Source organism: Bacillus sp. 01N42_2, assembly GCF_056399565.1.
This window is the reverse complement of the sequence record NZ_JBFTRO010000009.1, coordinates 100,198-125,046: the sequence shown is the minus strand read 5'-3', so window position 1 is coordinate 125,046 and position 24,849 is coordinate 100,198. Positions and strand designations below refer to the sequence as shown.

Annotated in this window: 30 protein-coding genes and 1 pseudogene; 10 read left to right on the top strand and 21 right to left on the bottom strand. The window is 44.8% G+C overall.

Annotated elements, in window-relative coordinates; genetic code table 11:
- Positions 1-8: 8 nt before the first annotated feature.
- Positions 9-1,079 carry a DUF3900 domain-containing protein gene (locus AC1DN5_RS17340; RefSeq protein ID WP_099744466.1) on the top strand — a complete coding sequence of 357 codons (1,071 nt, stop codon included), beginning with the start codon at positions 9-11 and terminating at the stop codon, positions 1,077-1,079.
- 36 nt (positions 1,080-1,115) lie between these two features.
- Here AC1DN5_RS17340 and AC1DN5_RS17335 read toward each other — a convergent pair whose 3' ends face one another.
- A complete protein-coding gene (locus AC1DN5_RS17335) occupies positions 1,116-2,237 on the bottom strand; it encodes an FAD-dependent oxidoreductase (RefSeq protein WP_366970121.1) in 1,122 nt (373 codons plus the stop codon).
- Positions 2,238-2,386: 149 nt separating this feature from the next.
- Here AC1DN5_RS17335 and AC1DN5_RS17330 point away from each other — a divergent pair, with 149 nt between their 5' ends.
- Positions 2,387-2,899, top strand: coding sequence for a MarR family transcriptional regulator (locus AC1DN5_RS17330; protein WP_016936955.1), 513 nt, complete (start codon positions 2,387-2,389; stop codon positions 2,897-2,899).
- Positions 2,900-2,935: 36 nt separating this feature from the next.
- Here the strand turns inward: AC1DN5_RS17330 and AC1DN5_RS17325 are convergent, their stop codons facing one another.
- The 8 genes from AC1DN5_RS17325 to AC1DN5_RS17290 all read right to left on the bottom strand — a co-directional run bounded on the left by AC1DN5_RS17325 (position 2,936) and on the right by AC1DN5_RS17290 (position 9,282).
- Positions 2,936-3,580, bottom strand: coding sequence for a Bax inhibitor-1/YccA family protein (locus AC1DN5_RS17325; RefSeq protein ID WP_016936954.1), 645 nt, complete (start codon positions 3,578-3,580; stop codon positions 2,936-2,938).
- Positions 3,581-3,670: 90 nt separating this feature from the next.
- Complete coding sequence (ribR, locus tag AC1DN5_RS17320; RefSeq protein WP_016936953.1) at positions 3,671-3,973, bottom strand: FMN riboswitch-binding regulator RibR; 303 nt, start codon at positions 3,971-3,973, stop codon at positions 3,671-3,673.
- Between the two features lie 29 nt (positions 3,974-4,002).
- Positions 4,003-4,179 carry a YezD family protein gene (locus AC1DN5_RS17315; RefSeq protein WP_016936952.1) on the bottom strand — a complete coding sequence of 59 codons (177 nt, stop codon included), beginning with the start codon at positions 4,177-4,179 and terminating at the stop codon, positions 4,003-4,005.
- A 115-nt stretch (positions 4,180-4,294) separates the two neighbouring features.
- On the bottom strand, positions 4,295-5,365 hold the full coding sequence (locus AC1DN5_RS17310; protein ID WP_198698494.1) for a sulfate/molybdate ABC transporter ATP-binding protein: 1,071 nt from the start codon (positions 5,363-5,365) through the stop codon (positions 4,295-4,297).
- Positions 5,366-5,378: 13 nt separating this feature from the next.
- Positions 5,379-6,242, bottom strand: coding sequence for a sulfate ABC transporter permease subunit CysW (gene cysW / locus AC1DN5_RS17305; protein WP_327816182.1), 864 nt, complete (start codon positions 6,240-6,242; stop codon positions 5,379-5,381).
- Positions 6,243-6,252: 10 nt separating this feature from the next.
- Positions 6,253-7,089 carry a sulfate ABC transporter permease subunit CysT gene (cysT, locus tag AC1DN5_RS17300; RefSeq protein WP_366970122.1) on the bottom strand — a complete coding sequence of 279 codons (837 nt, stop codon included), beginning with the start codon at positions 7,087-7,089 and terminating at the stop codon, positions 6,253-6,255.
- Between the two features lie 15 nt (positions 7,090-7,104).
- Positions 7,105-8,133, bottom strand: coding sequence for a sulfate ABC transporter substrate-binding protein (locus AC1DN5_RS17295; protein WP_366970086.1), 1,029 nt, complete (start codon positions 8,131-8,133; stop codon positions 7,105-7,107).
- A gap of 282 nt (positions 8,134-8,415) precedes the next feature.
- Entirely contained in the window at positions 8,416-9,282 is an 867-nt protein-coding gene (locus AC1DN5_RS17290; RefSeq protein ID WP_269773878.1) for an STAS domain-containing protein, read from the bottom strand.
- A 161-nt stretch (positions 9,283-9,443) separates the two neighbouring features.
- Between AC1DN5_RS17290 and AC1DN5_RS17285 the strand changes: the two genes are divergently transcribed.
- On the top strand, positions 9,444-9,806 hold the full coding sequence (locus AC1DN5_RS17285; protein ID WP_049628048.1) for a VOC family protein: 363 nt from the start codon (positions 9,444-9,446) through the stop codon (positions 9,804-9,806).
- Positions 9,807-9,879: 73 nt separating this feature from the next.
- Positions 9,880-10,206 carry a heme-degrading oxygenase HmoA gene (gene hmoA, locus AC1DN5_RS17280; RefSeq protein ID WP_016936945.1) on the top strand — a complete coding sequence of 109 codons (327 nt, stop codon included), beginning with the start codon at positions 9,880-9,882 and terminating at the stop codon, positions 10,204-10,206.
- 32 nt (positions 10,207-10,238) lie between these two features.
- Here hmoA and AC1DN5_RS17275 read toward each other — a convergent pair whose 3' ends face one another.
- From AC1DN5_RS17275 to AC1DN5_RS17240, 8 genes are all read right to left on the bottom strand, one after another.
- A complete protein-coding gene (locus tag AC1DN5_RS17275) occupies positions 10,239-10,928 on the bottom strand; it encodes a YetF domain-containing protein (protein ID WP_016936944.1) in 690 nt (229 codons plus the stop codon).
- Positions 10,929-11,032: 104 nt separating this feature from the next.
- Complete coding sequence (locus AC1DN5_RS17270; protein WP_045927134.1) at positions 11,033-11,311, bottom strand: YesK-like family protein; 279 nt, start codon at positions 11,309-11,311, stop codon at positions 11,033-11,035.
- Positions 11,312-11,341: 30 nt separating this feature from the next.
- Positions 11,342-11,875 carry a GNAT family N-acetyltransferase gene (locus AC1DN5_RS17265; protein ID WP_366970087.1) on the bottom strand — a complete coding sequence of 178 codons (534 nt, stop codon included), beginning with the start codon at positions 11,873-11,875 and terminating at the stop codon, positions 11,342-11,344.
- Between the two features lie 88 nt (positions 11,876-11,963).
- Complete coding sequence (gene cotJC / locus AC1DN5_RS17260; RefSeq protein WP_013351314.1) at positions 11,964-12,533, bottom strand: spore coat protein CotJC; 570 nt, start codon at positions 12,531-12,533, stop codon at positions 11,964-11,966.
- Positions 12,534-12,547: 14 nt separating this feature from the next.
- Entirely contained in the window at positions 12,548-12,811 is a 264-nt protein-coding gene (gene cotJB, locus AC1DN5_RS17255) for a spore coat protein CotJB (RefSeq protein ID WP_007408934.1), read from the bottom strand.
- A complete protein-coding gene (cotJA, locus tag AC1DN5_RS17250) occupies positions 12,795-13,043 on the bottom strand; it encodes a spore coat-associated protein CotJA (RefSeq protein WP_003155704.1) in 249 nt (82 codons plus the stop codon). The genes cotJB and cotJA overlap by 17 nt, the downstream gene beginning before the upstream one ends.
- Positions 13,044-13,190: 147 nt before the next feature.
- Entirely contained in the window at positions 13,191-13,496 is a 306-nt protein-coding gene (locus tag AC1DN5_RS17245; RefSeq protein ID WP_366970088.1) for a hypothetical protein, read from the bottom strand.
- Between the two features lie 179 nt (positions 13,497-13,675).
- Entirely contained in the window at positions 13,676-14,395 is a 720-nt protein-coding gene (locus AC1DN5_RS17240) for a YebC/PmpR family DNA-binding transcriptional regulator (protein WP_014469866.1), read from the bottom strand.
- Positions 14,396-14,694: 299 nt separating this feature from the next.
- On the opposite strand from AC1DN5_RS17240, the gene AC1DN5_RS17235 reads away from it, so the two are divergent.
- The 6 genes and pseudogenes from AC1DN5_RS17235 (at position 14,695) to yezG (ending at position 19,350) form a co-directional block, all read left to right on the top strand.
- Entirely contained in the window at positions 14,695-16,584 is a 1,890-nt protein-coding gene (locus tag AC1DN5_RS17235) for a ribonuclease YeeF family protein (protein WP_366970089.1), read from the top strand.
- 12 nt (positions 16,585-16,596) lie between these two features.
- The gene (locus AC1DN5_RS17230) at positions 16,597-16,992 is read left to right on the top strand and encodes an immunity 22 family protein (RefSeq protein WP_326239980.1); all 396 of its coding nucleotides are present in this window, start codon (positions 16,597-16,599) and stop codon (positions 16,990-16,992) included.
- A gap of 292 nt (positions 16,993-17,284) precedes the next feature.
- Positions 17,285-17,828, top strand: a pseudogene (locus AC1DN5_RS17225) (DNA/RNA non-specific endonuclease); the annotation flags it as partial.
- Between the two features lie 4 nt (positions 17,829-17,832).
- Positions 17,833-18,303, top strand: a complete 471-nt coding sequence (locus AC1DN5_RS17220) for an antitoxin YezG family protein (RefSeq protein WP_061861234.1) — start codon at positions 17,833-17,835, stop codon at positions 18,301-18,303.
- A 76-nt stretch (positions 18,304-18,379) separates the two neighbouring features.
- Positions 18,380-18,850: a TIGR01741 family protein gene (locus tag AC1DN5_RS17215; RefSeq protein ID WP_366970090.1), complete on the top strand. Its 471-nt coding sequence runs from the start codon at positions 18,380-18,382 to the stop codon at positions 18,848-18,850.
- A gap of 20 nt (positions 18,851-18,870) precedes the next feature.
- Entirely contained in the window at positions 18,871-19,350 is a 480-nt protein-coding gene (gene yezG, locus AC1DN5_RS17210; protein ID WP_366970091.1) for an LXG family T7SS effector immunity protein YezG, read from the top strand.
- A gap of 187 nt (positions 19,351-19,537) precedes the next feature.
- Here yezG and AC1DN5_RS17205 read toward each other — a convergent pair whose 3' ends face one another.
- The 4 genes from AC1DN5_RS17205 to AC1DN5_RS17190 all read right to left on the bottom strand — a co-directional run bounded on the left by AC1DN5_RS17205 (position 19,538) and on the right by AC1DN5_RS17190 (position 24,796).
- Positions 19,538-20,413, bottom strand: coding sequence for an ABC transporter permease (locus tag AC1DN5_RS17205; RefSeq protein ID WP_366970092.1), 876 nt, complete (start codon positions 20,411-20,413; stop codon positions 19,538-19,540).
- Positions 20,414-21,367, bottom strand: coding sequence for an ABC transporter ATP-binding protein (locus tag AC1DN5_RS17200; protein WP_016936985.1), 954 nt, complete (start codon positions 21,365-21,367; stop codon positions 20,414-20,416).
- Between the two features lie 972 nt (positions 21,368-22,339).
- On the bottom strand, positions 22,340-23,725 hold the full coding sequence (gene rlmD / locus AC1DN5_RS17195) for a 23S rRNA (uracil(1939)-C(5))-methyltransferase RlmD (protein ID WP_366970093.1): 1,386 nt from the start codon (positions 23,723-23,725) through the stop codon (positions 22,340-22,342).
- Positions 23,726-23,884: 159 nt separating this feature from the next.
- Positions 23,885-24,796 carry a diacylglycerol kinase gene (locus tag AC1DN5_RS17190; protein WP_316101385.1) on the bottom strand — a complete coding sequence of 304 codons (912 nt, stop codon included), beginning with the start codon at positions 24,794-24,796 and terminating at the stop codon, positions 23,885-23,887.
- Positions 24,797-24,849 lie beyond the last annotated feature (53 nt).

Genomic DNA, 24,849 nt, shown 5'->3' with positions numbered 1-24,849 from the left:
GTTCATATATGGATTTTGAAATCAAGTTTTTATCGTTTTATGTCATTCAAGTGGAAGGAAAAGACGAACAGGCAAACAAACAGTTCAAACATTTCCAGACGCTTGATACGGAAGAATTTGAAGAAAGCGAGCTGAAGGATTTCCTTGACGGGGAATTGAAGAAAATCGTCAAACGGAAAGCCGAACGGCATCCGCAATCCGAGCAGGTCCCCACAAAAATCGGCCATTTTATTACGGAGCCGGGTCATGAGCTTGATTCAAATCCGAATTACAACCTTTTCAACCGTGCCAGACTTGCGGATACGAAAGACGCATTTATCGAAGCAAGCGAGCAGTTCGTCCGCACTTATCTGGACACGAGCGCCGTTCGCGGCGGTGTTTTTATCGTGGCATCTGCTGTGCCGCGTAAATATTTTGAGGACAAGTTCGTCTTTATGATGAAATGCGATTTCGAGCCGAAGGTCGCCCGGATTTCAGACGCCTCATCTCTCATTAAAAAGGTCGAAATGGCCATCACGACAAAAAACATGAAAAGCATTCAATATCCGTATATGCCTGAAGAAGGCATGACGGAAGAGCACGAGCTGAAAATCCACCAAGCCTCGCATGCCCGTTATTTTGAGGACTTTCTCAAATTTGTCGAATACGGCGAATCGATGCCGGAAATCATGAAAAACCAAGTCATGAATATGGTGCAGGAGCACGTGTATGAAACCTTTGAAGAAAACAGCGAAGAGCTTCAGCAGTTTGAGCATGACATTGAAATTTGGGAAGCGAGTGAAAAGCGGGAAATTCAGGAGCGCCTCGACACCCATCAAGTCATCGAAGCATCTGCCCAGATCATTGAACATACGCCGGAAGCCGAGCTGAAAATGAAAGTCGGAGAAACAGAGATTAAAGGATTGCTGGCCGATTTCGGCGAAACCATCCATCTCGCAAAAGTAAACGGGCGCTATGTCGCGCTCATTGAGGCGGAGACGATCTCGTTTGAAAAAGGCAGTTCGCCGGTGGAGTTTCACAGGCCTGAGGGGCTGCATGAGGTGATTGAGCGGATACGGAATAAATCTGAACAAGACTGACAAAAGTCCAGACGCCATGTTCTGGACTTTCTTTATTTAATAAGGATCTTTGAGCAATCGATAGCATTCACCGATGATGTCTTGGATGCCGGGCGTTCCCTTTATCTCGCGGCGGACGATTTCAGATGAGAGATTCTGCACCCGTAAAGCCCGCTCCGCCCGTCGTTCGAAGTATGCTTGACATGCAGTTTCATGGTTTTTGTGCTTTTGCAGTTCTTCACTAAGCACGATCGCGTCTTCAATCGCCATCGCCGCGCCCTGCGCCAATGTCGGCGCTCCTGCATGGACGGCATCCCCGCCGAGAACGACGCGGCCTCTGTGCCACGGCTCTTTGACCGCCATCTGCTCAACCTTATGAAACAAAACGGGATATTCCTTTGACATATTCTCTATCACAAACTTCACTCCAGGAAATCCGCGCAGCAAGCCTTTCACCCGTTCAAAACGCGTGTCCTCATCATCCCTGAAGTCAGCGTCATACGGCCGGATGATAAATACGTATCCTGTTTTTTCGGACAGCGGCACGACCCCGACCTGTGTCTGCCCTTTTTTATACATCAGTGTCGAATCATGAAATATCGGCTCGGGAAAAGAGATGTAAAATCTGTGCGCCCCCATGCCGAGATACTCCGTTTCCACTTCTCTTTGCAGCATTTGATCGCGGACAGCAGAGCGGATGCCGTCAAAACCGGCGAGAATGTCAGCCGTCATCGCGGTTCCGTCTGCGAAATGCACCGTTATTTCATCTGCTGTTTCTTCGTAAGATACGACTCTTTTCCCCAGCAGAATCGTAACCCCCGCCGCTTCAGCATGCTTTCTGAGGACATCATTTAAGGTTTGCCGCAATATATTATTCCGCCCCGGCAATGAATCATCTAAAAACGCCTCACTCACTTTAAACCGCAGCGTTCCGTTTTCATCATGCTGCTTCAGCCATTCCGTTTGAAAGCCGTGTTGGCAGCATTCTTCATACACCCCGATTTCCCTCAGCACCCGCAGCGCATTTTGAGGCTGGAGAATGCCCGCTCCGCTTTTTCGCATGTCGGACGCCGCCTCGCAAAGGGTCACTTCAAAACCCGCTCTCCCGAGAGAAATCGCTGCGGACAAGCCGCCGATCCCTCCGCCCGCTATGATGATCTTCTTCACTTCATGGTTCATCACGATACCGCCTTCTCTATTTATTTACCACACATTAACTATTAGCCACCTTACTATATAGGCTGAAAAACTGTCAATCTTTATAAGTTGCCTTTTGAACCCGGCAAGCTTATACTTTGAATCACAAAAATGTACGGAGGCTTACAAAAATGGAATTGAGAGATTTGCCGGATTACTCGCAGATTGCCGGACACGCTGAGATTTACGCCGATATGGATGCTGACTCATTGAAAACATTTTTGACTTTATTTGATATGGCGAAAAAAATGAATCAAGTCATGGAGCATTATTTCTCAAGTCACGGATTGTCAGAAGGCAAATTCAAAATTTTAATGTTTCTGTTTGACGCACCCGGCCGCAGCCTGAGTCCGACGGAGCTGGCGAAAAAATCCAACGTCACCAAAGCGACCATCACCGGATTGATCGACGGACTCGCACGGGACGGCTTTGTAAACCGCAGCCGGCATACCGGCGACAGACGAAAAATCAGTATCGAGCTCACAAAGGAAGGAAAAGAAAAGCTGATGCTGTTCCTCCCCGGCCACTTTTCCAAAATTTCAGGTGTCATGGAAAACTTCACCGCTGAAGAAAAAGCGGCCTTCACAAAAATGCTTGAAGTTTTATTTGATAAGATTCTGCTGTTTTCCGGCGGCAGAACATAAAAGGCGCCCCTTTAGAAGGGCGCCTTTTTCGCGCGGTTAATCATCACTGTTTAAAATCCCGAAAAACCGAAGCAGGTTGATAAACAGGTTGATAAAGTCGATATAAAGCGTCAATGCCATCAAAGGAATCAGATCCGCCGTGATGTCACGGTGTTTGATCTGGTTCAGGTCGTATAAGATGTACATTGAAAACACAATCGTTCCGATGACGGAATACGCCATCATAGCGGCGGAATTCAGCGGGCTGAAAATATTAAAGATCCCCACCGCAAGAAGCGCGATAACAGCGACAAGCAAGAAGGACCATAAAAACGACAAGTCCTTTTTCGTCTTAGCGCCGATTGTGCCGAGCACCGCGAAAATCACAAACGAAGAGCCGAATGCCTCCAATACGACATAGGCGCCCGCTGCGGACGCATAATGGCTGATAATCGGAAACAGCGTCATTCCGGAAATAAAAGCGAATGAAAACACAAACGCATATCCGACGGCTTTTTTTCGGCGCAGCCAAAACGCCGCAAAGATCATGACGACCTCTAAGATCGAAAGCGGCAGCATCAATGCCGGCGGAATGAACTGGCCGGTATACAGGCCGATTGTCGCAACTAACAGCGTAAACACAAATACCGTTATAATGCGCTGCATAATAGATTGTTTGCTCTCATAAGCAGCAGTTTGCATGTCAAAAGTCCTCCCAAAAAATGATCGTGATAGGTCTATTATAAATAAAATGGGAGAAATTTGCATCATTTTAAGAAGATTTTAAGGATATCAGGCCTGGCGTTTTGCTGCACACTCCTGCATATTCATGAAATCATGCAGTTTTTTCGTCAATCCGCCGTGCCCGAATCGGATATTCCCCTTCTGTCCCGGCGTTTTCGCATAATCGAGAAACGCCAGCACATAAAGACGCCTGACGGGAACGGGAATGATGCCCGCATCATAAAACCAGCCGTCAATTGTATTCAGTACGCCTTTATTTATGCCGTATTGCTTCGTGCACCAATGCAGAAAGCGCACTTCGGGCAGGTGCAGATACCGGCTCTCCCGGAAAGGAACAGTTGAATGCTTCATATGTACCGCCTCCTGTCATTGGCCGTTTTTTAAGATTGCTGTTTTGCTTCTTTGCTCTTCAGGGAAAATCGATATTTCTCCACCTTATCAATTTGTGTCACTTGGGAATTATGAACCGTAATCTGAACAGTCCCGAAATCGATCGTTTCCAGCGCACTGATAATCTTTTCAACCACATGCGGATCTACGTTTCCTTTGGACGTCATCATGCTCCCCCTTTATGTCTGGCCGTTCATCTTAAGACAATGATTTTAATTCATACTATTCTGATAAGAAATATACAATTATACTATTATGTTTCCCTCCAAAAATCAATAACATTTACACGATTTTTGGATATGATTTCGTTGCGAATACTTTCACTTCCTTCGCTTTGACATAAACTGTGTCACCGACACCGGCCCCCAAGTCGTCATATTGCTCCTTTGAAAGCTCAATCTCCAAATGCTGGCCTGTGTCGGTACGGACGGCTTCCAATCTGACGGACGGCCCGATGGCGCGGATATGCGCCGCCTTTACTTCAAACGCATTCAGACCGGACGGATTTTTTTCTACGGTAAAATGATGGGGCCTCACATAAGCGATCCCCCTGTCCTGATCAGCATGCCCGACAGGTAATACCGCATTTCCGGTGATCAGCTTTCCTCCTTCCACTTTTCCTTCAAATACATTGACACTGCCAAGAAAGTCGTACACAAACGGGTTTGCGGGGTAATCATAGACCTCCTGCGGCGTTCCGATCTGTTCAATCACGCCTTCATTCATGATGATGATCCGGTCAGCCACATCAAGTGCTTCTTCCTGGTCGTGAGTGACGAAAATACTTGTCATGCTGAATTCATCATGAAGCCGCCTGAGCCATTGTCTCAATTCTTTTCTTACTTTTGCGTCGAGCGCGCCGAACGGTTCATCCAAAAGCAAAATTTTCGGTTCTACGGCCAAGGCGCGTGCGAGGGCAGCTCTCTGCCTTTGTCCGCCTGACAGCTGCGAAGGGTAGCGCTTTTCATAAGGTTCCAGTTTTACAAGAGCGAGAAGCTCTCTGACCTTTTCGGCAATTTCTTTTTTTGCAGGGCGCTGCTTTCGCGGGCGGACTTTTAATCCGTAGGCGACATTTTCAAAGATTGTCATCTTGCTGAATAACGCATAGTGCTGAAACACAAAACCGACATGTCTGCTTTTCACATGCGTATTTGTCACATCTTGTCTTCCGAACAGGACACGCCCCCCATCCGCCTGCTCAAGGCCGGCAATAACTCTCAGCAATGACGTTTTGCCTGAGCCTGACGGGCCGAGAAGCGCGACCAGCTCGCCATTATTGACGTGAAGATTGATATCCCGTAATGCTTGAAAATGTCCGTATTGCTTAGAAATACTGTCGATCGTAATCTCCATAATGACTCCTTCCTCACCCGGCTTTGGCAGAGCGATAACCGGCTTTCCATTCAATGATGTTTTTCAAAAACAGTGTCACAATCGCAAAAACCGACATGACAGAAGCCACCGCAAAAGCGGCCGTAAACTGATATTCGTTGTACAAAATTTCGATATGAAGCGGGAGCGTGTTGGTAACACCCCTAATATGGCCGGAAACGACTGATACGGCGCCGAATTCGCCGATTGTCCGAGCTGTGCTTAAAATCACCCCGTAGATCAGCCCCCATTTGATATTAGGAAGCGTGACATGCCAAAACGTTCTCCAGCCTCCAGCACCAAGGGTGACGGACGCTTCTTCTTCAGCATTTCCCAAGCTTTGCATAAGCGGTATTAATTCCCGGGCGATGAAAGGGAGCGTCACAAACAAGGATGCAAGCACGATGCCCGGGATGGCGAATACGATTTTTATCTGGTGATCAAGTAAAAATGGACCAAGCCAGCCGTGAAGCCCGAACAAAAGAACAAAGATTAAGCCCGCGATCACCGGAGACACGGCAAACGGCAGATCAATCAGTGTCATAAACAGACTTTTCCCCCTGAATTCATATTTGGTCACAGCCCACGCCGCGGCGACGCCGAACAGCGTATTCAGCGGAACCGTGATGAAAACGACAAGGAGCGTCAATTTCATCGCGGCAAGGGAATCCGGATGCGTGACAAAGAGGATATAGGCCTCCGCCCCCTTTTTAAAAGCTTCAATAAATATAAATGCAAGCGGCATGATTAAAAATATGGACAAAAAGAGCAGAACTGCTGAGATCAGCACCCATTTCACAACGGGTGATTCCCGTATCTCCCGCTTAGGCACGGCTGTTTTGGCTGTTTCCAGCTGCATGGAAAATCCCCTACCTTCCTGCGTATTTTCTCGCGGTGAGCCATTGCAATCCATTGATGATGAATAAAATGAAAAATGTGATGACAAGCATGACTGCCGCAACAGCTGTTGCCCCGGCATAATCGTATTGCTCTAATTTCGTCATAATGATCAGCGGGGAAATCTCGGTTTTAAACGGCATATTGCCCGCGATAAAAACAACAGAACCATACTCCCCGAGAGCGCGGGCAAAGGATAATGCAAAACCCGATAGAATAGAAGGAAACAGCTCCGGCAGAATGACCCTTCGAAAGGTTTTCCATTTTGAGGCTCCGAGTGAGGCAGATGCTTCTTCCGTTTCTTTTTGGAGACTTTCTAAGACGGGCTGAACCATCCTGACGACAAAAGGCAGCCCGATAAATGTTAATGCGATGACAATGCCGATCGGCGTAAACGAGATACGGAAAGGAACCAGCTGTCCGATCCAGCCGTCCGGTGAATACATTGCCGTTAATGTAATGCCTGCGACGGCGGTCGGCAGTGCAAAAGGCAGATCAACCAGGCCGTCAGCCAGCCTCTTCCCCGGAAAGTCATATCTCGTCAGCACCCAGGCGATGACAACGCCGAAAACCGCATTGATCAAAGCGGCGCAGCCCGCCGTCATGAAGCTCAGACGATAGGAAGCTGCGGCTCTCGGCTCAGAAATGATACGCCAGACGTCCCCGGGGCCTATTGACATGGTTTGAAAAAACACCATTGAGAGCGGCACGATAACCAAAACGGCCATATATAAAAATGTAAATCCCATCGTTAATCCGAAACCCGGAATCACGGACGGTTTTGTTTTTTTGAAAAGCAGTGTTCTCATCATCGTTTCCTCTTTCTATTTCCCATAGATGCTGTCAAAGGTTCCGCCGTCATTGAAATGGGTTTCCTGCGCTTTTTTCCAGCCGCCGAATTCCTTTTCGACCGTCACTGTTTTGATATGCGGGAATTGTTTTTCATACTTTTTCAGAACCTCTTTATCGCGTGGCCGGTAAAAATTCTTCGCGGCGATCTCCTGTCCTTTTTTGCTGTAGAGATAGGATAAATATGCTTCAGCCGCTTTTTTTGTTCCTTTTTTATCCGCCGTTTTGTCGACGACAGAGACAGGGGGCTCAGCAAGAATGCTGATTGACGGATTGACAATCTCAAACTTTTCCTTGCCGAATTCCTTCAGTGTGAGATAGGCCTCATTTTCCCAAGCGATCAATACATCCCCCATCCCTCTTTCTGTAAAACTGGTCGTTGCCCCCCGCGCCCCTGAATCAAGTACTTCCACATTGCCGTAGAGGTCTTTCATAAACTGTTTGATTTTCGTTTCGTCATGATGATACGTTTCATCCGCATATGCCCAGGCCGCTAAATAGTTCCATCTGGCTCCGCCGGATGTTTTCGGATTGGGCGTAATGACAGAAACACCCTTTTTCGCTAAGTCAGCCCAATCAGTGATATGTTTCGGATTTCCTTTTCTGACTAAGAACACAATGGTTGACGTGTAAGGAGTTGATTGATCCGGCAGACGGGACTGCCAGTTTTGATCAATGAGATGGGCTTTTTCGGCTATCGAATCAATGTCATAGCCCAAAGCAAGTGTTACGACATCAGCGTCAAGTCCGTCTATAACGGATCTGGCCTGTTTCCCCGAACCACCGTGCGATTGCTGTACGGTTACATCTTGACCCGTTTTCTTTTTCCAATAAGAAGAAAAGGCCTGATTATACTCTTTATACAGCTCCCGTGTCGGATCATACGATACATTCAGCAGCTGGACGGTTTTTCTGTCTGATGAAGCGCTCCCGGGCTCAGACTGACAGGCTGACAGCGCCCCCGCCAGTAAAAGTAATACTAAAAATGCCGTTATTTTTTTCATTTGCCTGATTTCTCCTCTCTTTCTCTGCATAAAAAAAGGCATATTATCTCCTTTTTAAAAAAGGAAAATAATATGCCTTCAGTTGACTGATGGGCCATTATACCAGTATCAGATATGGGCAATACAGCCAGCTTTCGTTTGTGTACGATCAGCTATTGGTGCCGGTTCGATGTGTATAAGAATAATTCAAACTATCCCTAGCTGTCAACTGAGTTTTTGAATATTTAAATTGTTTCCCGCTGACAAAAAAAGCGCCCCGCCTCTGGCCGGAGCACTTTTTTTCTATGCTTTTGTTTCCTCGATCGTACATGTGACACCCATGCTGGCGAGCGCCTGTTCCAGAGAGCCGTAGGTTTGATACGCTGAAAAATCAAGTCCCAATTGGATAGAAGTCTGTGCCACATCAGGCCGAATGCCGGAAAACACGGTTCTGATGCCGAGGAGAAATAACGTTTTCGACAGCATGTACAATTGCTGCGCCACCATCGTATCGACAATGGGCACACCGGACAGATCAATCACAAGGTTTGTGATCCGTTTGGCGACACAGTTTTCCGGCACCGTCTCCAATATCACGCGCGCCCGTCTCGTATCAATCGCGCCGATGAGCGGCAGAGTGCCGATCGTATCCGCGATCAAAATAACCGGACAGCTCAATTCGGAAATAAGCTCCTGCTGAGATGACAGCCTCGCGATCATTAATGTCTGATACTGTTCAGTAAAATCCGTCATCAGCTGATCAAATGAGCTGTTAACAAGGTGATTCCAGCGGCGGACATCCTCTTTTGTTACGATATCCTGATGCTCATCTATAAAACGGGTGACCGCCTCCCAAAAGACGGTTCTTGAATTGCCGATCGCTTCAACGACCTCATGAACCTGCGCGTCCTGCTCCACTCTGCTTTTCGCTACCTGTGCGGCCCATTTTTCTTTGTTATGCTGAAAAACAGCCGGGTCTTCCAAAAAAGCGCTTGCGACGGCCGTGTTCGTAAAAGTATGCTGCTCGATCAGCAGCTGTTTCATTTCCTCACTTAATTGATCCGCAGAATAAAAATGCCCTCTCAGCTTCCGTCTCAGCTTGAGCCATTTTTCCGTCAGCTCGGCCGAATGTGTAATAATATAATCATGAAGTAATTGGTCTTTGTTCACTGCCGTCTCCTCTTTCAAGAATATGTACTTTTGTCTAAATTATAAATCGGAATCGCCGATCGTACTAGAGAAATAAAAAAAAGCCGGCACATTAAAGCTTTCGGTTGCTTTTTTCGCCTGCAGGACACACTATAAAAGAAATGAAACAGGAGGTCAGTAAGATGATCAAAAAAATCGCGACAGTCGCCGTATACACTGATGATCAGCAAAAAGCGAAAACATTCTGGACGGAAAAAGCGGGATTTGAAACCGTCGCCGAACATCCGATGGGCCCGAATGCCTTCTGGCTTGAAGTAGCGCCAAAAGGAGCCGAGACTCATTTGGTTATCTATCCGAAAGCGATGATGAAAGGGGCCGAGCATATGGAGGCTTCAATCGTATTTGAATGCGAAGATGTCTTTGCCGCGTACGAACAGATGAAAAAAAACGGCGTCACATTTATAGATGAACCGAAACAAATGGAGTGGGGCAGCTTCGTGCAATTTAAAGACGAGGAAGGCCATGTCTTTCTCCTCAAATCGTAATCAGTCATCGCAATTGACTTTGAGAATCATTTTCATTTAAAATAAAGCTTGAAAATGATTGGAGAGATGCCAGATGTTCGTGCAAATCAGAAAAATGACCGTAAAAGAAGGACATGCCGATAAAGTGATCGAACGCTTCAGCTCAGAAGGCGTAATTGAAAAGCAGGAAGGCTTGATTGACGTAACAGTCCTGGAGAAAAAAGTCCGCCGCGGCGATGAAGAAGTCGTCGTCTTAATCCGCTGGGAGTCAGAAGACCATTGGAAGCAATGGGAAAAAAGCGAAGATCACATCGCGGCCCACAAAGCAAACCAAGGCAAGCCGAAACCTGATTACATGCTTGGGACGGACGTCGGTATGTATCATGTCAAAGCCGTTAAAACAGGCGTACACGGAAAATAATAAAGAGCGTTTGCCCCAGGGCAAAGCTCTTTTTATTTTTTCTCCTCATACGGCAGGACAAACAGCGGCTTATCGGGCTTCCATTCCGCATACAACACGTCCTCCGTTTTTTTGATGTTCAGCTTTTTCAGCTCCTGAGTCAGCTGCTTTTCTTCCACCCCGGCTTCTTTCAGATTTTCGTGCAGCACTTCACCGTCAATAATCAGTGTAACGGGTAAAGAGACCTGCTTCGGTTTTATTTGCATGTCGCCGTTTTTCGTCGTGTCGTACGGAAATTTCGGCAGGACGCTGACCATCCCGTTTGTTTCTAAAATCGCATATTCCGCTTCCTGTATGGAAAAGCAGTTCGCCTGTCTGAGAAGGCTCTGCAGCTGATTAATGTCCAGTTTATTTTTTTTCAGCACATCATATTTCAGTTTTCCTTTATGAATGACAATGTTCGGCTCGCCTTCCAACAGCTTTCTGGAGCTTTTCACTTTCTGCGTAATCAGTTCGATGAAATAGATTAAAATCCCCCATAACAGAGAAGCAAAAATGATTTCAACGATCCTGACGCCTTTATCATACACCGCATTTCCGACCAATTCGCCGAGGATAAGCGCCGAAATAAAATCAAATGGCGTAATCTGTGAGAATTGAGTTTTTCCGAGCAATTTTAAAATCACAAATAAAATACCCAAACCGCATACTAATTCCCAAGCCACTGTAAATAAATGTCCCATATCTGCACCTTCTTCTTAAAAGTCATTACCATTATGGACATCCGCCTGTTTTCTATACAGCGGCCGAAAACACAAAAAACGCAGCCGCAGCCGCGTTTCTCAGTTTAATGTTTTTGATTCGATTTCACGACCCGAACGCACGTCTCAGCAACATAACCGACGGCCGCTCCGAAACCTGCAAACATCGCAGCAAGGCCCAGGCCCATCCCTTCCCAGCCGCCGACACCGAAAATGCTGTAAACAACCGTACCGAATGCAGCAAGGCCCAGTACCGCCAAAAGGCATTCAGGCCACATCTTTTTCGGCCATTTTTTACGGAGAACAGCCGATACGGCAAAGTTAAGACAAAACGCGGCCAGACAGATCAGATAAAAATATCCCATGTCTCTTGCACCTCCGTCATGAGGAGCTTTTTAATTGCTCATCTCTTTTTCAAACAAATGATAATCTGATGCAAATCCTTTTGATTCGTATCCCATCCCGCTGTAAAACGACTGAAGCGCCTTGTTGTCAGACACGCAATCGAGCCGGATTTTTGTTTTTCCCGGACAAGACACCCCCGTCTCCGCCCAAGTCATGATCGTCCGGCCGAGTCCCGCGCCTGCAAACCGCCTGTTAATCGCCAGCCGATGCAGATATACGGATTCTCCATGTCCTTCATTGCCCCATAGACGTCTGTCCCACTCGCTTGCTTCGGGAAGCAGCATGACGACACCGGCCAGCTCTGCTTTCTGCCTGAATAAAAAAACATGTCCTTTGGCGATCGCCTCCCGCATATTGTGGGTATCTTCTCCTTGCAAAAGCCCGCTCCACTGGTTTGACCCTTTATCCCGAAGCCATTCCGCAGTTGACACGAGCAGATCCATCACCTCTTTTGTATCATCCTTCCGGGCGGGGGTGACCCGGAAGGCTCTCGCCGTCTCTTCCGTAATCGTAAATGGTGTCATAAAATCCTCCCGTAATCAGAATATTCGACACCTTCATTATAGACCAAACGCAGAAAGGAAAAAAACAGCCGTCATGTTTGAGGGCCGTTTAAAAAATTTTCTTCTTATCACGTTCTTCTTTTAAAATCTCAACCGCTTCCCTGAAACGCATGGAGTGAACGATTTCACGCTCACGCAGAAAACGGAGTGAATCATTCAGGTCAGGGTCATCGGAAATATCAATAATCCATTGATACGTCGCTCTCGCCTTCTCCTCAGCCGCGATATCTTCATATAAATCAGCGATCGGGTCTCCCTTTGCCTGTATGTAAGACGCCGTGAACGGAACTCCGGCCGCATTATGATAAAACAGCGCGCTGTCATGGTTGACGTAATGGTCGCTGAGCCCTGCATCACGCAGCTGCTGCGGGGTCGCATCTTTTGTCAGCTTATAAATCATCGTCGCAATCATTTCCAAATGGGCAAACTCCTCCGTGCCGATATCCGTCAGCAGGCCGATCACCTTATCGGGAATCGTGTAGCGCTGGTTTAAATACCGGAGCGCGGCGGCTAATTCGCCGTCAGCCCCGCCGTATTGTTCAATCAAAAACTTAGCCAGCATCGGGTTGCATGTGCTCACTTTAACCGGATACTGCAGCTTTTTTTCATATACCCACATTTACAGATCCCTCCTTATACTTGCCACGGCCAAGGACCGCGGCCCCAATCCCACTGCGCGCCAACCTGACTCACGCCAAATTGCAGAAGCGGTCCGTACTCAGGTTCAAACCGTTTTCTCAGCTGCCTTGAGTACCGGGAATATTCATGAAACTGCTGAAGCGCGAGACGGTCATGGGGATGCGTATCCAGATAAAGCGTCAGCTCCACCAAGACAAAGTCCGCCGCCTGGATTTGCTCCAGCAGCCGATAGTATTCATCATCAATCTTTTTCGCCATATTCGATTCCCCCCCGATAAGGATTATCATAGAAATCGTAAAGATCCTTCCAAAGGGTCCCTTTTCTCAATGCCTCCATCGGAGAAAACTGCTCCAAGTGATACGGCTGAAACCGCATATAAAGATGCGGCGGCGTTCTGTAGTATTTTCTCCCGATCGGCGGGCAGGGATCAAACCGGCTGTGGAAGGGCTTATAAGATTTAACCGGTGTAAACGGCTGATTTTCTTTCATTACGATCCTCCTTTCCTAAACACATGACCTTAATAGGTATGAACCCGTAACGGCATTTATGCCCCGCAAGAAATGAAAAAAGCCCGGCGCTTAGAAACGGTCACAAAAAAACACTCTTGCTGTCCAAGAGTGCTTTTTCCCGAATGGTCAGATATATTGACTGTCCCGATGATGATGATGATGGAACGGGTAGCCGCCGTAGCCTCCGCCATAGCCGCCAAAACCGTATCCCGGGTAGCCTCCAAACCCTCCATAGCCGCCATAGCCGCCGTAACCGCCAAAACCGTATCCCGGGTAGCCGTAGCCTCCGCCGAAACCGTATCCCGGATATCCTCCGAAGCCGCCGTAGCCTCCGTAGCCGCCAAAACCGTATCCCGGGTAGCCGCCGTAGCCTCCAAACCCGCCATAGCCGCCGCCATAGCCGCCGCCGTAAATCGGTCTTCTTTCATCCATGATTTATCGCTCCTTCACATAGGTTACAGTCCAGTTTATGACATGCGGAAGGAAACGTATGGGCATCCGCCCAGTTTTGGCGAAATAATCAATAATTGCTTACGGAGAAATACGATACAGGCCGGCCGCATAAGCAAAATAAAAAGGCCGGAACTTATGCCGCCCCGGCCTTTTTGTCTTTATTCGCCTAAATCTACATTGTGATAAACCTGCTGTACGTCTTCCAAATCTTCCAGCACATCGATCAGCTTTTCAAATTGAGCTTTCGCATCTTCGGGAAGCTCGATTTCATTTTGCGCAAGCATCGTCAGCTCCGCAACTGTGAACTCTTCAACACCGGCATTTTTGAATGCCTCTTGTACGGCATGGAATTGATCAGGCTCAGCATACACGATAACACTGTCATCCTCTTCTAAGATATCGCGCACGTCCACGTCAGCTTCCATCAGCAATTCCAGCGCTTCATCCGCCGTCTTGCCTTCAACGCCGATAACGGCAGTCGCATCGAACATGTAAGCGACAGACCCGCTCACACCCATATTTCCTCCGTTTTTCCCGAATGCGGCACGAACTTCAGGCGCCGTGCGGTTTACATTATTCGTTAACGCATCAACGATGATCATTGAACCGTTCGGCCCGAAACCTTCGTAACGCAGCTCGTCAAAGTTCTCCTCCGCGCCGCCTTTCGCCTTTTCAATCGCACGCTCAATAATATTTTTCGGCACACTGTACGTCTTTGCGCGCTCAAGCACCACTTTTAACGCCTGGTTCGATTCCGGATCTGGCTCGCCTTGTTTTGCCGCCACATAAATCTCACGGCCGAACTTCGCGTAAATCCGGCTCGTATTTGCGTCCTTTGATGCTTTCTTTTCTTTAATATTGTTCCACTTACGGCCCATTTTGTTCCACTCTCTTTCACGAATTGAATCTGTATGATTAAATACTCTGTTTCTATTATACCTCAGCGATTAGGTTGTTTCGAGTGTAAGACATTAGAAAAAACAGGCACGCCTAAAATCACCGCGGCGCACTAAGCCGAATTTGAGGGTTATTGTACAAAACATAAAAAGCCTCCCTTCATACAGGAAGGAAGTCGCAAGTCAAAAGATTCATTTTATTCTTATTACCTATTTCCTACACTGTATACCCCGATTCACGTGGTAAAATTTTGATATCGAACAAAAGAAAGGATATGGTCATGAAAGTTTTCGAAGCAAACAGCCTGCTGGCCGCTGCCAAACAGCGCGCGGGTGAATATAAAAAACTGCGCGGTCAGATGGTCAACCTGAAAAAAGCGTTTCAAGGCATGGCTGATCTTGGTGAAAATGATTTCTCAGGCCGGGGCGCCGACAACATCAAAGCCTTTTTCCAGGATCACGCCGGCGTCACAGACAGCTGGCTTGATCTGATCGATATGAAAATCGCATTTCTCACAAGCCTTCCCGGTAAGGTCGAAGATGCCGGACTTTCCAATTCGCATGTGGAGGAATCTTTCCTGGAGCATGAACTCACCCACGCCCTCAGTAAATCAAAGGCGATTATGGAAGAGCAGAAAAAGGACATGCGCTCCATCCTCGGTGAGATCGATGACATCATCTCGCTTGATCTGTTTTCAACCGAAAGCACGGATCAGAAGCTTTCTTCAGCTGACAAAAAAAGAAGCGAAACGATACATAAACTCGGCAAGCTCGATCACGACCTAATGAAAGAATACGCAGAAACCGAAGCGAACGAACAGTTCATCCAAGCTGACTTCCAGCAACTTCAAAATGCCACGAGCAAAGGAAAAAGCGCCACGCCGCTTCACTATAACGCCAAGGCATATCGAGAAAGCGACATCCATAAGAAAAAAGGCGAGATTGCAAGACATTCGGATGCTTATTTGACGATTAAAAAGGAAGAAGCGAAAGAGCGGGAAATCAAGGATCTGAAGAAAAAGCTGGCTGATGGTGTCACCGACCCCGATGAGTATTTGGAAATCGCGAAGAAGATCGGCTATGAAAACCTTGAACCCGCTCAGGTGCAATATGTGATGCAGCTTGAACAAGCAAAACAACTCGAAGAAGTCGGAGAAACGGCTTGGGACATCGTCAAAGGAATAGGCGTCGGCCTTTATGATGTCGGAAAAGACACCGTAACCGGCGTCAAAGATCTGGCTGTCGGCGCATGGGATTTTTACCATCTCTCTGATGAACAAAAAGTCGCTAAAACCATATCGGCTGTATTGAACACACCCTCCTACGCAAAAATCATATGGACAAACCTGGCGGATTCATGGAATGATAAAATGGTTAACGGGGATGCGTATTCAAGATCACATTACATCACCTACGCCATCGGGAGTATCGTCGGACTAAAAGGTTCCGGCTCAGCTGTAAAAGTAACAAGCAAGCTCGCGAAAACAGGCGCCGCCAAAGTGGATAACGTCTTGGAAGCCGGAGAAAAAACGGCTGCAAAACATGTGAAGACAGGTATCCAGAAAACTAAAGATTTCACCAATTCATTATCAAAAGGAAATCAACCAGCTTTTGCAGGAATTCTCCAGGATATTGAAAATACGCATAATGTGAAGAATACGCCGCTTTTGAAGAAAGAGATTGATGTACAGAAGTCGAAAGCTTTACAAGAAACTGAGATAATAAAAACCCAGAATGTAAAGAAACCTAGAAAAACAATAGTTCCTACAGTAAAAAGTGGTGAATTTAATAATTGGTTCAACTCATTAACAACAAAACAACTTGATGAACTTTGGGCAGATAAAAAAGTTAGAAGAGCAATTGAAAGACAACTAAGAGCACCCGGCGGCATGCACGAATGGCATTTAGTTTCCCGAGCTCCTACCTTTAAACATTGGAATATTACAGCGGAACAAATAAGAGATTTAAGAACTGCCATAAACGAAGTTGAGTTCGTAAATCCTGTTGGTAAACACGGGGGATTGGGCTCTACAGCTGCCCATAATGAATTGCTAGGAATTATTGATTCATCTCTAAACTATAATATATTTGTCCGCAGATTAAATAATTGGGCAAACTATAGACTTAAAGGTGGAGTGGAAGCCCTGCCAAAAGGATTGAGGATTAAATAATAGGAGGTTTATATGGAACGCCAAAATTACGTATCATTGTGGATTGGAAGTATAAAGGATAATGAATCATTAAGTAAATATGTTGAATTAGTTTACAATGAAGATGAGGGTGATTTTCTTCCTTCCCAATTTTTAATTGACTTTGATATAGATATCGATGATTTAGATGAGGATTTTATAGAAAAAGTTGCACATGAAAATAGCCGTAACAATTTACCTGCACTAATTGACGGCTGTTCATACGATAGTGTCATCTTACCTCGTTTCGAAAACATGGTAGGTACCACACTCCCTGAACAAATCAATGCTGCTGTTCTTTTATATAATTTTGAATATGACGGCAGGGAGAAAGAAATAACTGCAAAAAATTATTCATTTAAATTTATTGGTGCAGTACCCTATGTTTAAAAGAAAAAATCATAATAAAACATAATTCAGAATTACATTTTCAGTGTAGCATTTTATTAGATGGTTATTCATACTACTTAGAAGCAAATAAAAAGTAGGATGACTAGAAGAAGGCTCTCTTTTTTTCAGAGGCCTTTTTTGTTTGCGTGTAAAACCTAAAAGACTATAAATATCCATAGATAGACAAAAGGAGGGGCGTTCTCTCACTGACAAAGTAACTAACTATAACTGGAGGTTATTCTCCACTATCGCCTACTCCATGCGTGGTACCGCCAAAGGAGTACCTTACACACCGAAACCGTACGGAACTTCCTCTAAGGGAAGAAGAAGACCGAGCTTCGCCAGTAGGGTCAAATAATACGGCGAGCATTTTGCGAAATGGACCAGAAAGAAAGTATTGAAGCCGAATGTCATCTACAAAACAAAAGAAGGCTACACATACACGACTGACAACTATGGTAGAATTACAAGTGTCAAAGCAGACTTTGCAGCTAGGAGAAGCAAAACACAACCAATATGCACAGTCAAAAGCAGGTAAACCAGACCGCCTGACAGATGACGACGGAGGCCACCTAATCGCCACCCAATTCAAAGGCTCAGGCCAATTCGACAATATCGTGCCGATGAACCCTCAGATTAATAGGAGCGGTGGCAGATGGTATGAAATGGAGCAAGAATGGGCAAAGGCTCTTAAAGAAGAACCTCCTAAAAGAGTTAATGTTAACATAGAATCTCTATATAAAGGTGACTCTTTAAGACCTACAAAATTCATAATCGAATATACGATTGGCAATAAAACAAAATTCGTGACAATAAAAAACCAAGCTGGAGGTTAAACCTATGGAAACTGAGAAAATGGGACAGTTATATCAACAAATAGCAGAACAGCTTAATGAAATGATTCCATCTGAATGGACAAAAATCATTCTTTATGCGGAAATATTAGATGATTCGTCAGAAGTTTACTTTTTCTTCAACACACTACAAAATGAAGAGAATATCTATTCTCATGATATACCGAAACAATTCGATGTTAGTAAAAAAATATACGTGAGTTTATTAATTGAACTTCAAGAGTTATTCGAAGAGTTAAGAGAAGAATTTAAAGCAAACAACCAAGATATTTGGACCAATTTAACGCTTAAACTAGAGAATACTGGAAAATTCTCAATTGACTACGATTACACCGATGTCATCGCCTCAGACTTAAACGGAACACAACGACAAGTGATATGGGAATATCAAAATTTAGGGATATTGCCTGAAGATGAGAGCGATAAAGAATTTGTAATAAACTACTTCGGTCTATAAATCAATAATGGCTCAGCACTTCTTTGCTGGGCTATTTTTTATAACTAGGATTTCTCGACGATTGAAGGTGAAAAGGTTGGAAAATAAGAAAATGCAAGATCTGTACCAGTTTATTTGTGATAAATTAAATGACATCATACCTTGTGAATGGACAAAAATATATCTTTATGCAGAAGTATTAGATGACTCTACCATGGTTCTCTTTCACTACAAGACACCAGAAAAACGTCAACTGATTTATTCGCAAGATATACCAGTCCGATACAGTGTAAGTAAAGATATCTTCAACACTTTTTTAAGAGAAATCCGAGAACTTTTTGAGGAATTACGAGCTGAGCACAAAAATAATTATGATCAGGTTTGGACGAACCTTACATTGACATTGGAGAGCAACGGTCAATTCCAACTTGATTATAATGATGATGATATTTTGGCATCTGAGCTTGATGGGTATCAAAGAATTGCATTATGGGAGTACAAAACTCTTGGAATTTTGCCTAAAGACGAGGAAGATCAAGAATTTTTAATTAGCTACCTAAATCTATAAATTTTGAACTGGAGGTTAGCATGGAAACAGAAAAAATGGGTGAATTATATCAACAGATAGCAGAAGGCATTAACGAAATCATTCCTTCTGAATGGGAAAAGGTCATTCTTTATGCAGAAATACTCGACGATTCTTCTGAAGTTTTCTTTTATTTCAATCCTCCGCAAAGTGAGGATTATATCTATTCTCATAATATTCCTGAACATTTTCAAGTAAGCGAAGATCTTTATGACAATCTATTAATCAAACTTCAAGAAGCCTTCGAAGAACTGCTCAAAGAATATAAAGAAAATAATCTGCATATTTGGACGAACTTGACTTTAAAACTAGATAGGACAGGCCAGTTTTCTATAGATTATAACTATGAAGATGTAATCGGTTCAGAGCTAAATGGAGCTCAAAGAAAAGCTGTTTGGGTGTATAAAAACCTAGGCTTGATGCCAAAAAGGAAAACGGTAAGAACCTTCCTAGAAGATTTCATCAAGACTAGCGAAAGATAAATGAAAAGCTGACAACCAGGATATCTTGACTAATGTAACATGTTATTGCATCAGAATTAACCGGTACACAAAGACAGAACCTGAAGAAGCACAAAAATATGGGCATGCTTCCATAAGACTAAGCAAAACAGGCAGCATCCAGTAAACGGATGCTGCCTGTTAAATCGTTATGTATCGACTGAATAGGTTATTTATTTTGTTTTTTAAATATGAAAATAGATATAACGGTAAATATGATGGCTGTAATGACAATGATCCACAAGCTTGCTGCCGTACTGATAAAATGGCCGTTTAACTTGTAGACGATCCCGTAATGCTTTTCATATTCCTGTATTTGGTCCGCAGAGGCATGTTTAAATACTTTGTCAACTGAATCTGTCATAAACGCCTTTCTGAACAGAACAGCGGTATGGCTGATAGGGAAATACATAATAATCTTCTGTACAAAAGCCGGTACACCGCCGATCGGCACATAAACTCCGCATAAAAAACCGATGGCTGTTCCGACAATCGTACTTAACGTCGAAAATGCATTTTGTGTGTGAATAAACAGCGTTAAAAATAAATTAATAGAGCTTGACAGTGCAACTGAAAGAATAATGATCCCCAATACTTCAAGTATATCTGTACCGCTTAAAAGCTTGCTGCCTGTTGAAATGAGAAAAATTTCACAGCCTAAAAAGGCGATGAAAGAAAAGATCAAGCCGATGACAAATGAATGAATGACGTAGCTCAATTGGATGGTCGCCCTTGATAAAGGAGCTGTTAAAAAGTCATACGTTCTCTTGCTTTCTTTATCCTTCACCATAATTCCGAAAGCGCCTAAAGTCGTTGTCACAGCTGTAATGGACAGCAATCCCGCCACCATCCATTCGTTCACCATTGCTTTGGAATCATCTGTCGAACCGACCAGAGCCTTAATAGCGTCCAGCTGTGTCTGCTGTAAGAACACGGCATATAACAGAATGACGATAAATACTGACAGCAAAGAAAGAAGCAAAAGCGTTCGATCACGGAAGTAAATTTTTATATTTCTGCTGATTAAACTGGATAAAGACTTCATTTACGCAATGCTCCCCTTTACTGGCAAACTGCTTCCTTGTTCTTCGATAATATGGATAAACACATCATCCATATTCCCTTTAATCACCTCGAAAGATTCAATTTTTCCTTCAAGACCTTTCAAAATGTCCAACGCATGAAGAGTGGACTCTACACGAAGGGAATAAATAGAGTTTTTAACCGTAAAATCCAGTTGTTTATTTTCAAACCACGCAGTCGGATCAACGCCTTGCTTAAATATCATATGCAGACTGTCAAACGCATATTGATCTTTCAGCTGACTCGGTGTGCCCTCTGCGATCAGACGTCCTTCTTTGATGACCACAACGTTATCAGCCACAGCGGCCTCCTCCATGTAATGGGTCGTTAAAAAGATTGTCATGTTTGTTTCTTCCTGCAGCCTTTTAATCGCATTCCAAACAAATACTCTCGTTTGCGGATCAAGACCTGTAGTAGGCTCATCTAAAAATAATATAGTCGGTTTATGGATGATGGCACGGGCAATATCTGCTCTTCTTCTTTGTCCGCCTGACAAATCGCTGTATTTTTTCTCCTTAATATCATCCAATTTTAAATAGTCTGTTACAAACTGATAGTTCTCTTGCACTTGTGCCTTGCTTAAATGATAATATTGTCCGCGGTTCATGATATTTTCATAAACGGTCAATCGTTCGTCCAAAATGCTCTCTTGAAAGACAACCCCAATCTTTTTACGGATATGATTATTCTCTTTCCCCTCACCAAGCGTAAAACCGTCTATTACCACTTTTCCGGATGTCTTTTTAATCAGCGTACAGAGAATATCGATAGTGGTCGATTTCCCCGCACCGTTCGTTCCCAGAAATGCAAACAGCTCGCCGCGTTTGACAGAAAAGGATACCCCTTTCACTGCTTCAAATGATCCATATTTTTTGCGCAGATCCGTTACTGTAATAATGTCTTGTTCTTCTCCCATTCTGTTCACCTCGAAAAGTAAGATTATATACCGTTGTCCACTAACTTTATATCGTCATTCCCGCTGTGATTTTCTCATTTTTATCCAACTTTATTATCTTTTTATAAATAATTATCTTGATTATAATGATATAATTTATTACTTTCGGATTTTGTTATTGAGTTTAGTATCGGTGGATTTTCTATACACGTGGATCACTATTGATTTTGCATGAAGTTTATACATGCTGTAATCAATAAACCCTTTATCATAAAAAGGGTTATTATTGGTTAAGAATCTCTAATACTATTTAAAATTCCTGTCTGTAACCGAAATACATACTATCTTGGAACATTCAGAAAGGAGAACGTAATGGAAACATGCCCTTATTGTGCAACTTCAATTCAAAAGGATGATCAGTATTACTGTAGTTTTTGCTTAATGTACATACATAATGTTCAGAGAGATGGCAAACGTGAAATCATAGAATATCGTGAGCATATTTCTGAATTAGATTTGGATAAGTCTACACCAGAACTAATGACTCTGCCAACAATTGAATTATTTCATTTACTGCGGCTCTCAAGAAAAATACGCAAACAGAAGTATGATCAGCTATAAAATCTCGACTTGAATCAGAAAAGGGAAATGAATCAGAAAGAGTTCAAATCGCAACGGATAATTACCAATATTACACAAAGAAAATGTATATCATAGAGAATATATTAAATAAACGTCTGGGTTACATTCCGGATAGGATAGATAATGTATTTCTTAAGAGTTATTTAGAAAAAGTAATGATTAGTAAGGAGAAAAAACAAGATATGAAAGTGTATTAAAAAAGCTGCCCCTCTAGAGTGAATATTAATAAAGAGATGTATAGAAAGCTATATTATAGGCGTTAACCAAACATCTTCTGGCACTCCTCTCATGTCAAGAGTTCGTCCTGAATGCAAAAAAATTCGGATTAAAAAAGGCAACTATCCCTAAGGGTTAGTTGCCTTCTCTTAATTCCAGCACTGCCACACACTCCACATGATTCGTATGCGGGAACATATCCACAGGCTGCACTTCCAGCGTCGCATACCCGCCATCCTCAAGCACCCGCAGGTCTCTTGCAAGCGTTCCTGGATTGCAGGACACGTACACCACCCGCTTCGGTTTCATGTCGATAATTGTGCGCAACAGCGCTTCGTCACAGCCTTTTCTTGGCGGATCGACGACTAGTGTATCGGCCGTGATGCCTTCCTCATACCACTTTGGAATCACGGTTTCCGCTTCTCCGACTGCGAATTCCGCGTTTGTGATGCCGTTCAGTTCAGCGTTGCGTTTTGCATCGTCGATGGCTTCCGGTACGATTTCGACGCCATACACCTTTTTCGCCTGCTTCGCCAAGAAGAGAGAAATTGTTCCGATGCCGCAGTAGGCGTCGATGACGGTTTCTTCCCCTTGCAGCTCCGCGTACTCAAGCGCTTTGTCGTAGAGCACTTTTGTCTGTTCCGGGTTAACCTGATAGAACGATCTGGCGGAGATGGCGAATTTGACGTCTCCGATGAGGTCGTAGATGTATTCTTCGCCCCAGATGACGTTTGTTTCGTCCCCAAAGATCACGTTTGTTTTATTTGGGTTGATGTTTTGCACGATTGATTTGACGTGCGGGAATTGCGCCGTAATGTCTTCGATGATCTTCGCTTTGTGCGGGAAGTCGTTTGTTCTTGTGATGAAGACGATCATCATTTCGCCTGTGACGACGCCGTATCTGACCATGATATGGCGGAGCCAGCCTTTGTGGCGTTCTTCGTTGTAGGCTTTGACACCGTAGTTTGCGCAGATGTCTTTGACGGCTTGGACGGCTTCGTCATTTTTGGATTGCTGAATCAGGCAGGCGCTCATGTCGATGATGTCATGGCTTCTTTGCTGATAAAATCCGGCGACGAGTCCGCCTTCTCTTTCACCGACTGGCACCTGTGCTTTGTTTCTGTAGTTCCACGGGTCTTCCATGCCGAGCGTCGGGTGCACGGTGACTTTAGAGAGATCCAGCTTGCCGATCCGTTCTAAGACGTCTTTGACTTGTTTCTGTTTAAACAAGAGCTGGCCTTCATAGGTCATGTGCTGGAGCTGGCAGCCGCCGCATTGCTTGTAGATTGGGCACGGGGCATCCGTTCTGTGCGGGCTTTCTTCCTTCAGCTCGATTAAGCGGCCGAAAGCGAAGCCTTTTTTGACACGTGTCACTTTGATTTGCGCTTTTTCCTCAGGCAGGGCGTTCGGCACGAAGATCGGGAAGCCCTCAACCTTTGCGACGCCCGCTCCTTCGTGCGTCAAATCCTCAAATGTCACGTCATAGTATTCATTTTTTTCTATCGGGGGTTTCATTTTCATCTATAATCACCTCTAGTTTTAAGCGAAAGAAAACTCGGCCAAAAGCCTTGTTTCAGCGTGCTGGCAAACCTTCAAATTCAGGCCTTCAAAGGTTTCCGATCACGCTGAAAAGATGACAAAATCCTAAAACGAATACTGTTTTAGGATTTTGTCCGCGTATTAATCATCCAGCTGTTCCGCTTTCTCCTTCGGCATGATGACGTGAATATGCCGATACAGATTCACGAATTCGCCAGGCAGCATGCCGCCGTATTCGCCATCCAGGTTCAGCTGCATCTTTTCTGATACATTGACTTTCACACGGTTCGCTTTTGTGTAGATAATGTGCTGATCGTTAATATGATCGCCTCTGAGCGCCATGCTCGCGACTCTGATAAACTCCGCGAGGTTGGCTTTTTTCAAAATAATTAAATCAAACATGCCGTCATTCAGGCTGGAATCAGGGGCCAGCTTCTCGAATCCGCCGACCGAGTTGGTCAGCGTCACTAAAAACAGCATAATTTCGCCTTGAAACAGCTTGCCGTCATATTCAATCTCGACTTCTGTCGGTCGAAGTGAAGGCAGCATTTCCATTCCCTTTAAATAATAAGCAAGCTGGCCGAGCATCGTTTTCAGTTTGCTCGGCACATCATACGTCAGCTCCGTCAGACGGCCTCCGCCGGCGATGTTGATGAAGTACTGACCGTTCACCTGACCGATGTCGATCGGGCGGGCTGCGCCGTTAATGACGGTATCAGCGGCATTCAGTATACTCTCTCTCGGAATGCCCAGCGCTCTGGCGAAGTCATTTGTCGTGCCGACCGGAATGATGCCGAGTGTCGGGCGGTTGTCTAACGGCGCAAGGCCGTTGACGACTTCATTAATCGTTCCGTCTCCGCCGGCTGCGATAATCAGGTCAAACTCCCGCAAAGCGGCTTCTTTTGCGGCGTGAGTGGCATCCCCCGCGCATGTGGTGGCATGGGTGGAGGTTTCATAACCGGCTTGTTCAAATTTTTGCAGGACCTGGGCAAGATTTTTCTTAAAAAGCTCCCGTCCTGAAGTCGGATTGTATATTATGCGTGCACGTTTCATTATCTCATCATCCTACTTAAGAGTATCCGATCCATTATTAACACTAACAACCT

What these genes read in the sequence shown, in the direction of transcription:
- AC1DN5_RS17340 (WP_099744466.1), top strand. Translation starts at nt 9, where the DNA reads ATGGATTTTGAAATCAAGTTTTTATCGTTTTATGTCATTCAAGTGGAA.
- AC1DN5_RS17335 (WP_366970121.1), bottom strand. Translation starts at nt 2,237, where the DNA reads ATGAACCATGAAGTGAAGAAGATCATCATAGCGGGCGGAGGGATCGGC.
- AC1DN5_RS17330 (WP_016936955.1), top strand. Translation starts at nt 2,387, where the DNA reads ATGGAATTGAGAGATTTGCCGGATTACTCGCAGATTGCCGGACACGCT.
- AC1DN5_RS17325 (WP_016936954.1), bottom strand. Translation starts at nt 3,580, where the DNA reads ATGCAAACTGCTGCTTATGAGAGCAAACAATCTATTATGCAGCGCATT.
- ribR (WP_016936953.1), bottom strand. Translation starts at nt 3,973, where the DNA reads ATGAAGCATTCAACTGTTCCTTTCCGGGAGAGCCGGTATCTGCACCTG.
- AC1DN5_RS17315 (WP_016936952.1), bottom strand. Translation starts at nt 4,179, where the DNA reads ATGACGTCCAAAGGAAACGTAGATCCGCATGTGGTTGAAAAGATTATC.
- AC1DN5_RS17310 (WP_198698494.1), bottom strand. Translation starts at nt 5,365, where the DNA reads ATGGAGATTACGATCGACAGTATTTCTAAGCAATACGGACATTTTCAA.
- cysW (WP_327816182.1), bottom strand. Translation starts at nt 6,242, where the DNA reads ATGCAGCTGGAAACAGCCAAAACAGCCGTGCCTAAGCGGGAGATACGG.
- cysT (WP_366970122.1), bottom strand. Translation starts at nt 7,089, where the DNA reads ATGAGAACACTGCTTTTCAAAAAAACAAAACCGTCCGTGATTCCGGGT.
- AC1DN5_RS17295 (WP_366970086.1), bottom strand. Translation starts at nt 8,133, where the DNA reads ATGAAAAAAATAACGGCATTTTTAGTATTACTTTTACTGGCGGGGGCG.
- AC1DN5_RS17285 (WP_049628048.1), top strand. Translation starts at nt 9,444, where the DNA reads ATGATCAAAAAAATCGCGACAGTCGCCGTATACACTGATGATCAGCAA.
- hmoA (WP_016936945.1), top strand. Translation starts at nt 9,880, where the DNA reads ATGTTCGTGCAAATCAGAAAAATGACCGTAAAAGAAGGACATGCCGAT.
- AC1DN5_RS17275 (WP_016936944.1), bottom strand. Translation starts at nt 10,928, where the DNA reads ATGGGACATTTATTTACAGTGGCTTGGGAATTAGTATGCGGTTTGGGT.
- AC1DN5_RS17270 (WP_045927134.1), bottom strand. Translation starts at nt 11,311, where the DNA reads ATGGGATATTTTTATCTGATCTGTCTGGCCGCGTTTTGTCTTAACTTT.
- AC1DN5_RS17265 (WP_366970087.1), bottom strand. Translation starts at nt 11,875, where the DNA reads ATGACACCATTTACGATTACGGAAGAGACGGCGAGAGCCTTCCGGGTC.
- cotJC (WP_013351314.1), bottom strand. Translation starts at nt 12,533, where the DNA reads ATGTGGGTATATGAAAAAAAGCTGCAGTATCCGGTTAAAGTGAGCACA.
- cotJB (WP_007408934.1), bottom strand. Translation starts at nt 12,811, where the DNA reads ATGGCGAAAAAGATTGATGATGAATACTATCGGCTGCTGGAGCAAATC.
- cotJA (WP_003155704.1), bottom strand. Translation starts at nt 13,043, where the DNA reads ATGAAAGAAAATCAGCCGTTTACACCGGTTAAATCTTATAAGCCCTTC.
- AC1DN5_RS17245 (WP_366970088.1), bottom strand. Translation starts at nt 13,496, where the DNA reads ATGGATGAAAGAAGACCGATTTACGGCGGCGGCTATGGCGGCGGCTAT.
- AC1DN5_RS17240 (WP_014469866.1), bottom strand. Translation starts at nt 14,395, where the DNA reads ATGGGCCGTAAGTGGAACAATATTAAAGAAAAGAAAGCATCAAAGGAC.
- AC1DN5_RS17235 (WP_366970089.1), top strand. Translation starts at nt 14,695, where the DNA reads ATGAAAGTTTTCGAAGCAAACAGCCTGCTGGCCGCTGCCAAACAGCGC.
- AC1DN5_RS17230 (WP_326239980.1), top strand. Translation starts at nt 16,597, where the DNA reads ATGGAACGCCAAAATTACGTATCATTGTGGATTGGAAGTATAAAGGAT.
- AC1DN5_RS17220 (WP_061861234.1), top strand. Translation starts at nt 17,833, where the DNA reads ATGGAAACTGAGAAAATGGGACAGTTATATCAACAAATAGCAGAACAG.
- yezG (WP_366970091.1), top strand. Translation starts at nt 18,871, where the DNA reads ATGGAAACAGAAAAAATGGGTGAATTATATCAACAGATAGCAGAAGGC.
- AC1DN5_RS17205 (WP_366970092.1), bottom strand. Translation starts at nt 20,413, where the DNA reads ATGAAGTCTTTATCCAGTTTAATCAGCAGAAATATAAAAATTTACTTC.
- AC1DN5_RS17200 (WP_016936985.1), bottom strand. Translation starts at nt 21,367, where the DNA reads ATGGGAGAAGAACAAGACATTATTACAGTAACGGATCTGCGCAAAAAA.
- rlmD (WP_366970093.1), bottom strand. Translation starts at nt 23,725, where the DNA reads ATGAAAATGAAACCCCCGATAGAAAAAAATGAATACTATGACGTGACA.
- AC1DN5_RS17190 (WP_316101385.1), bottom strand. Translation starts at nt 24,796, where the DNA reads ATGAAACGTGCACGCATAATATACAATCCGACTTCAGGACGGGAGCTT.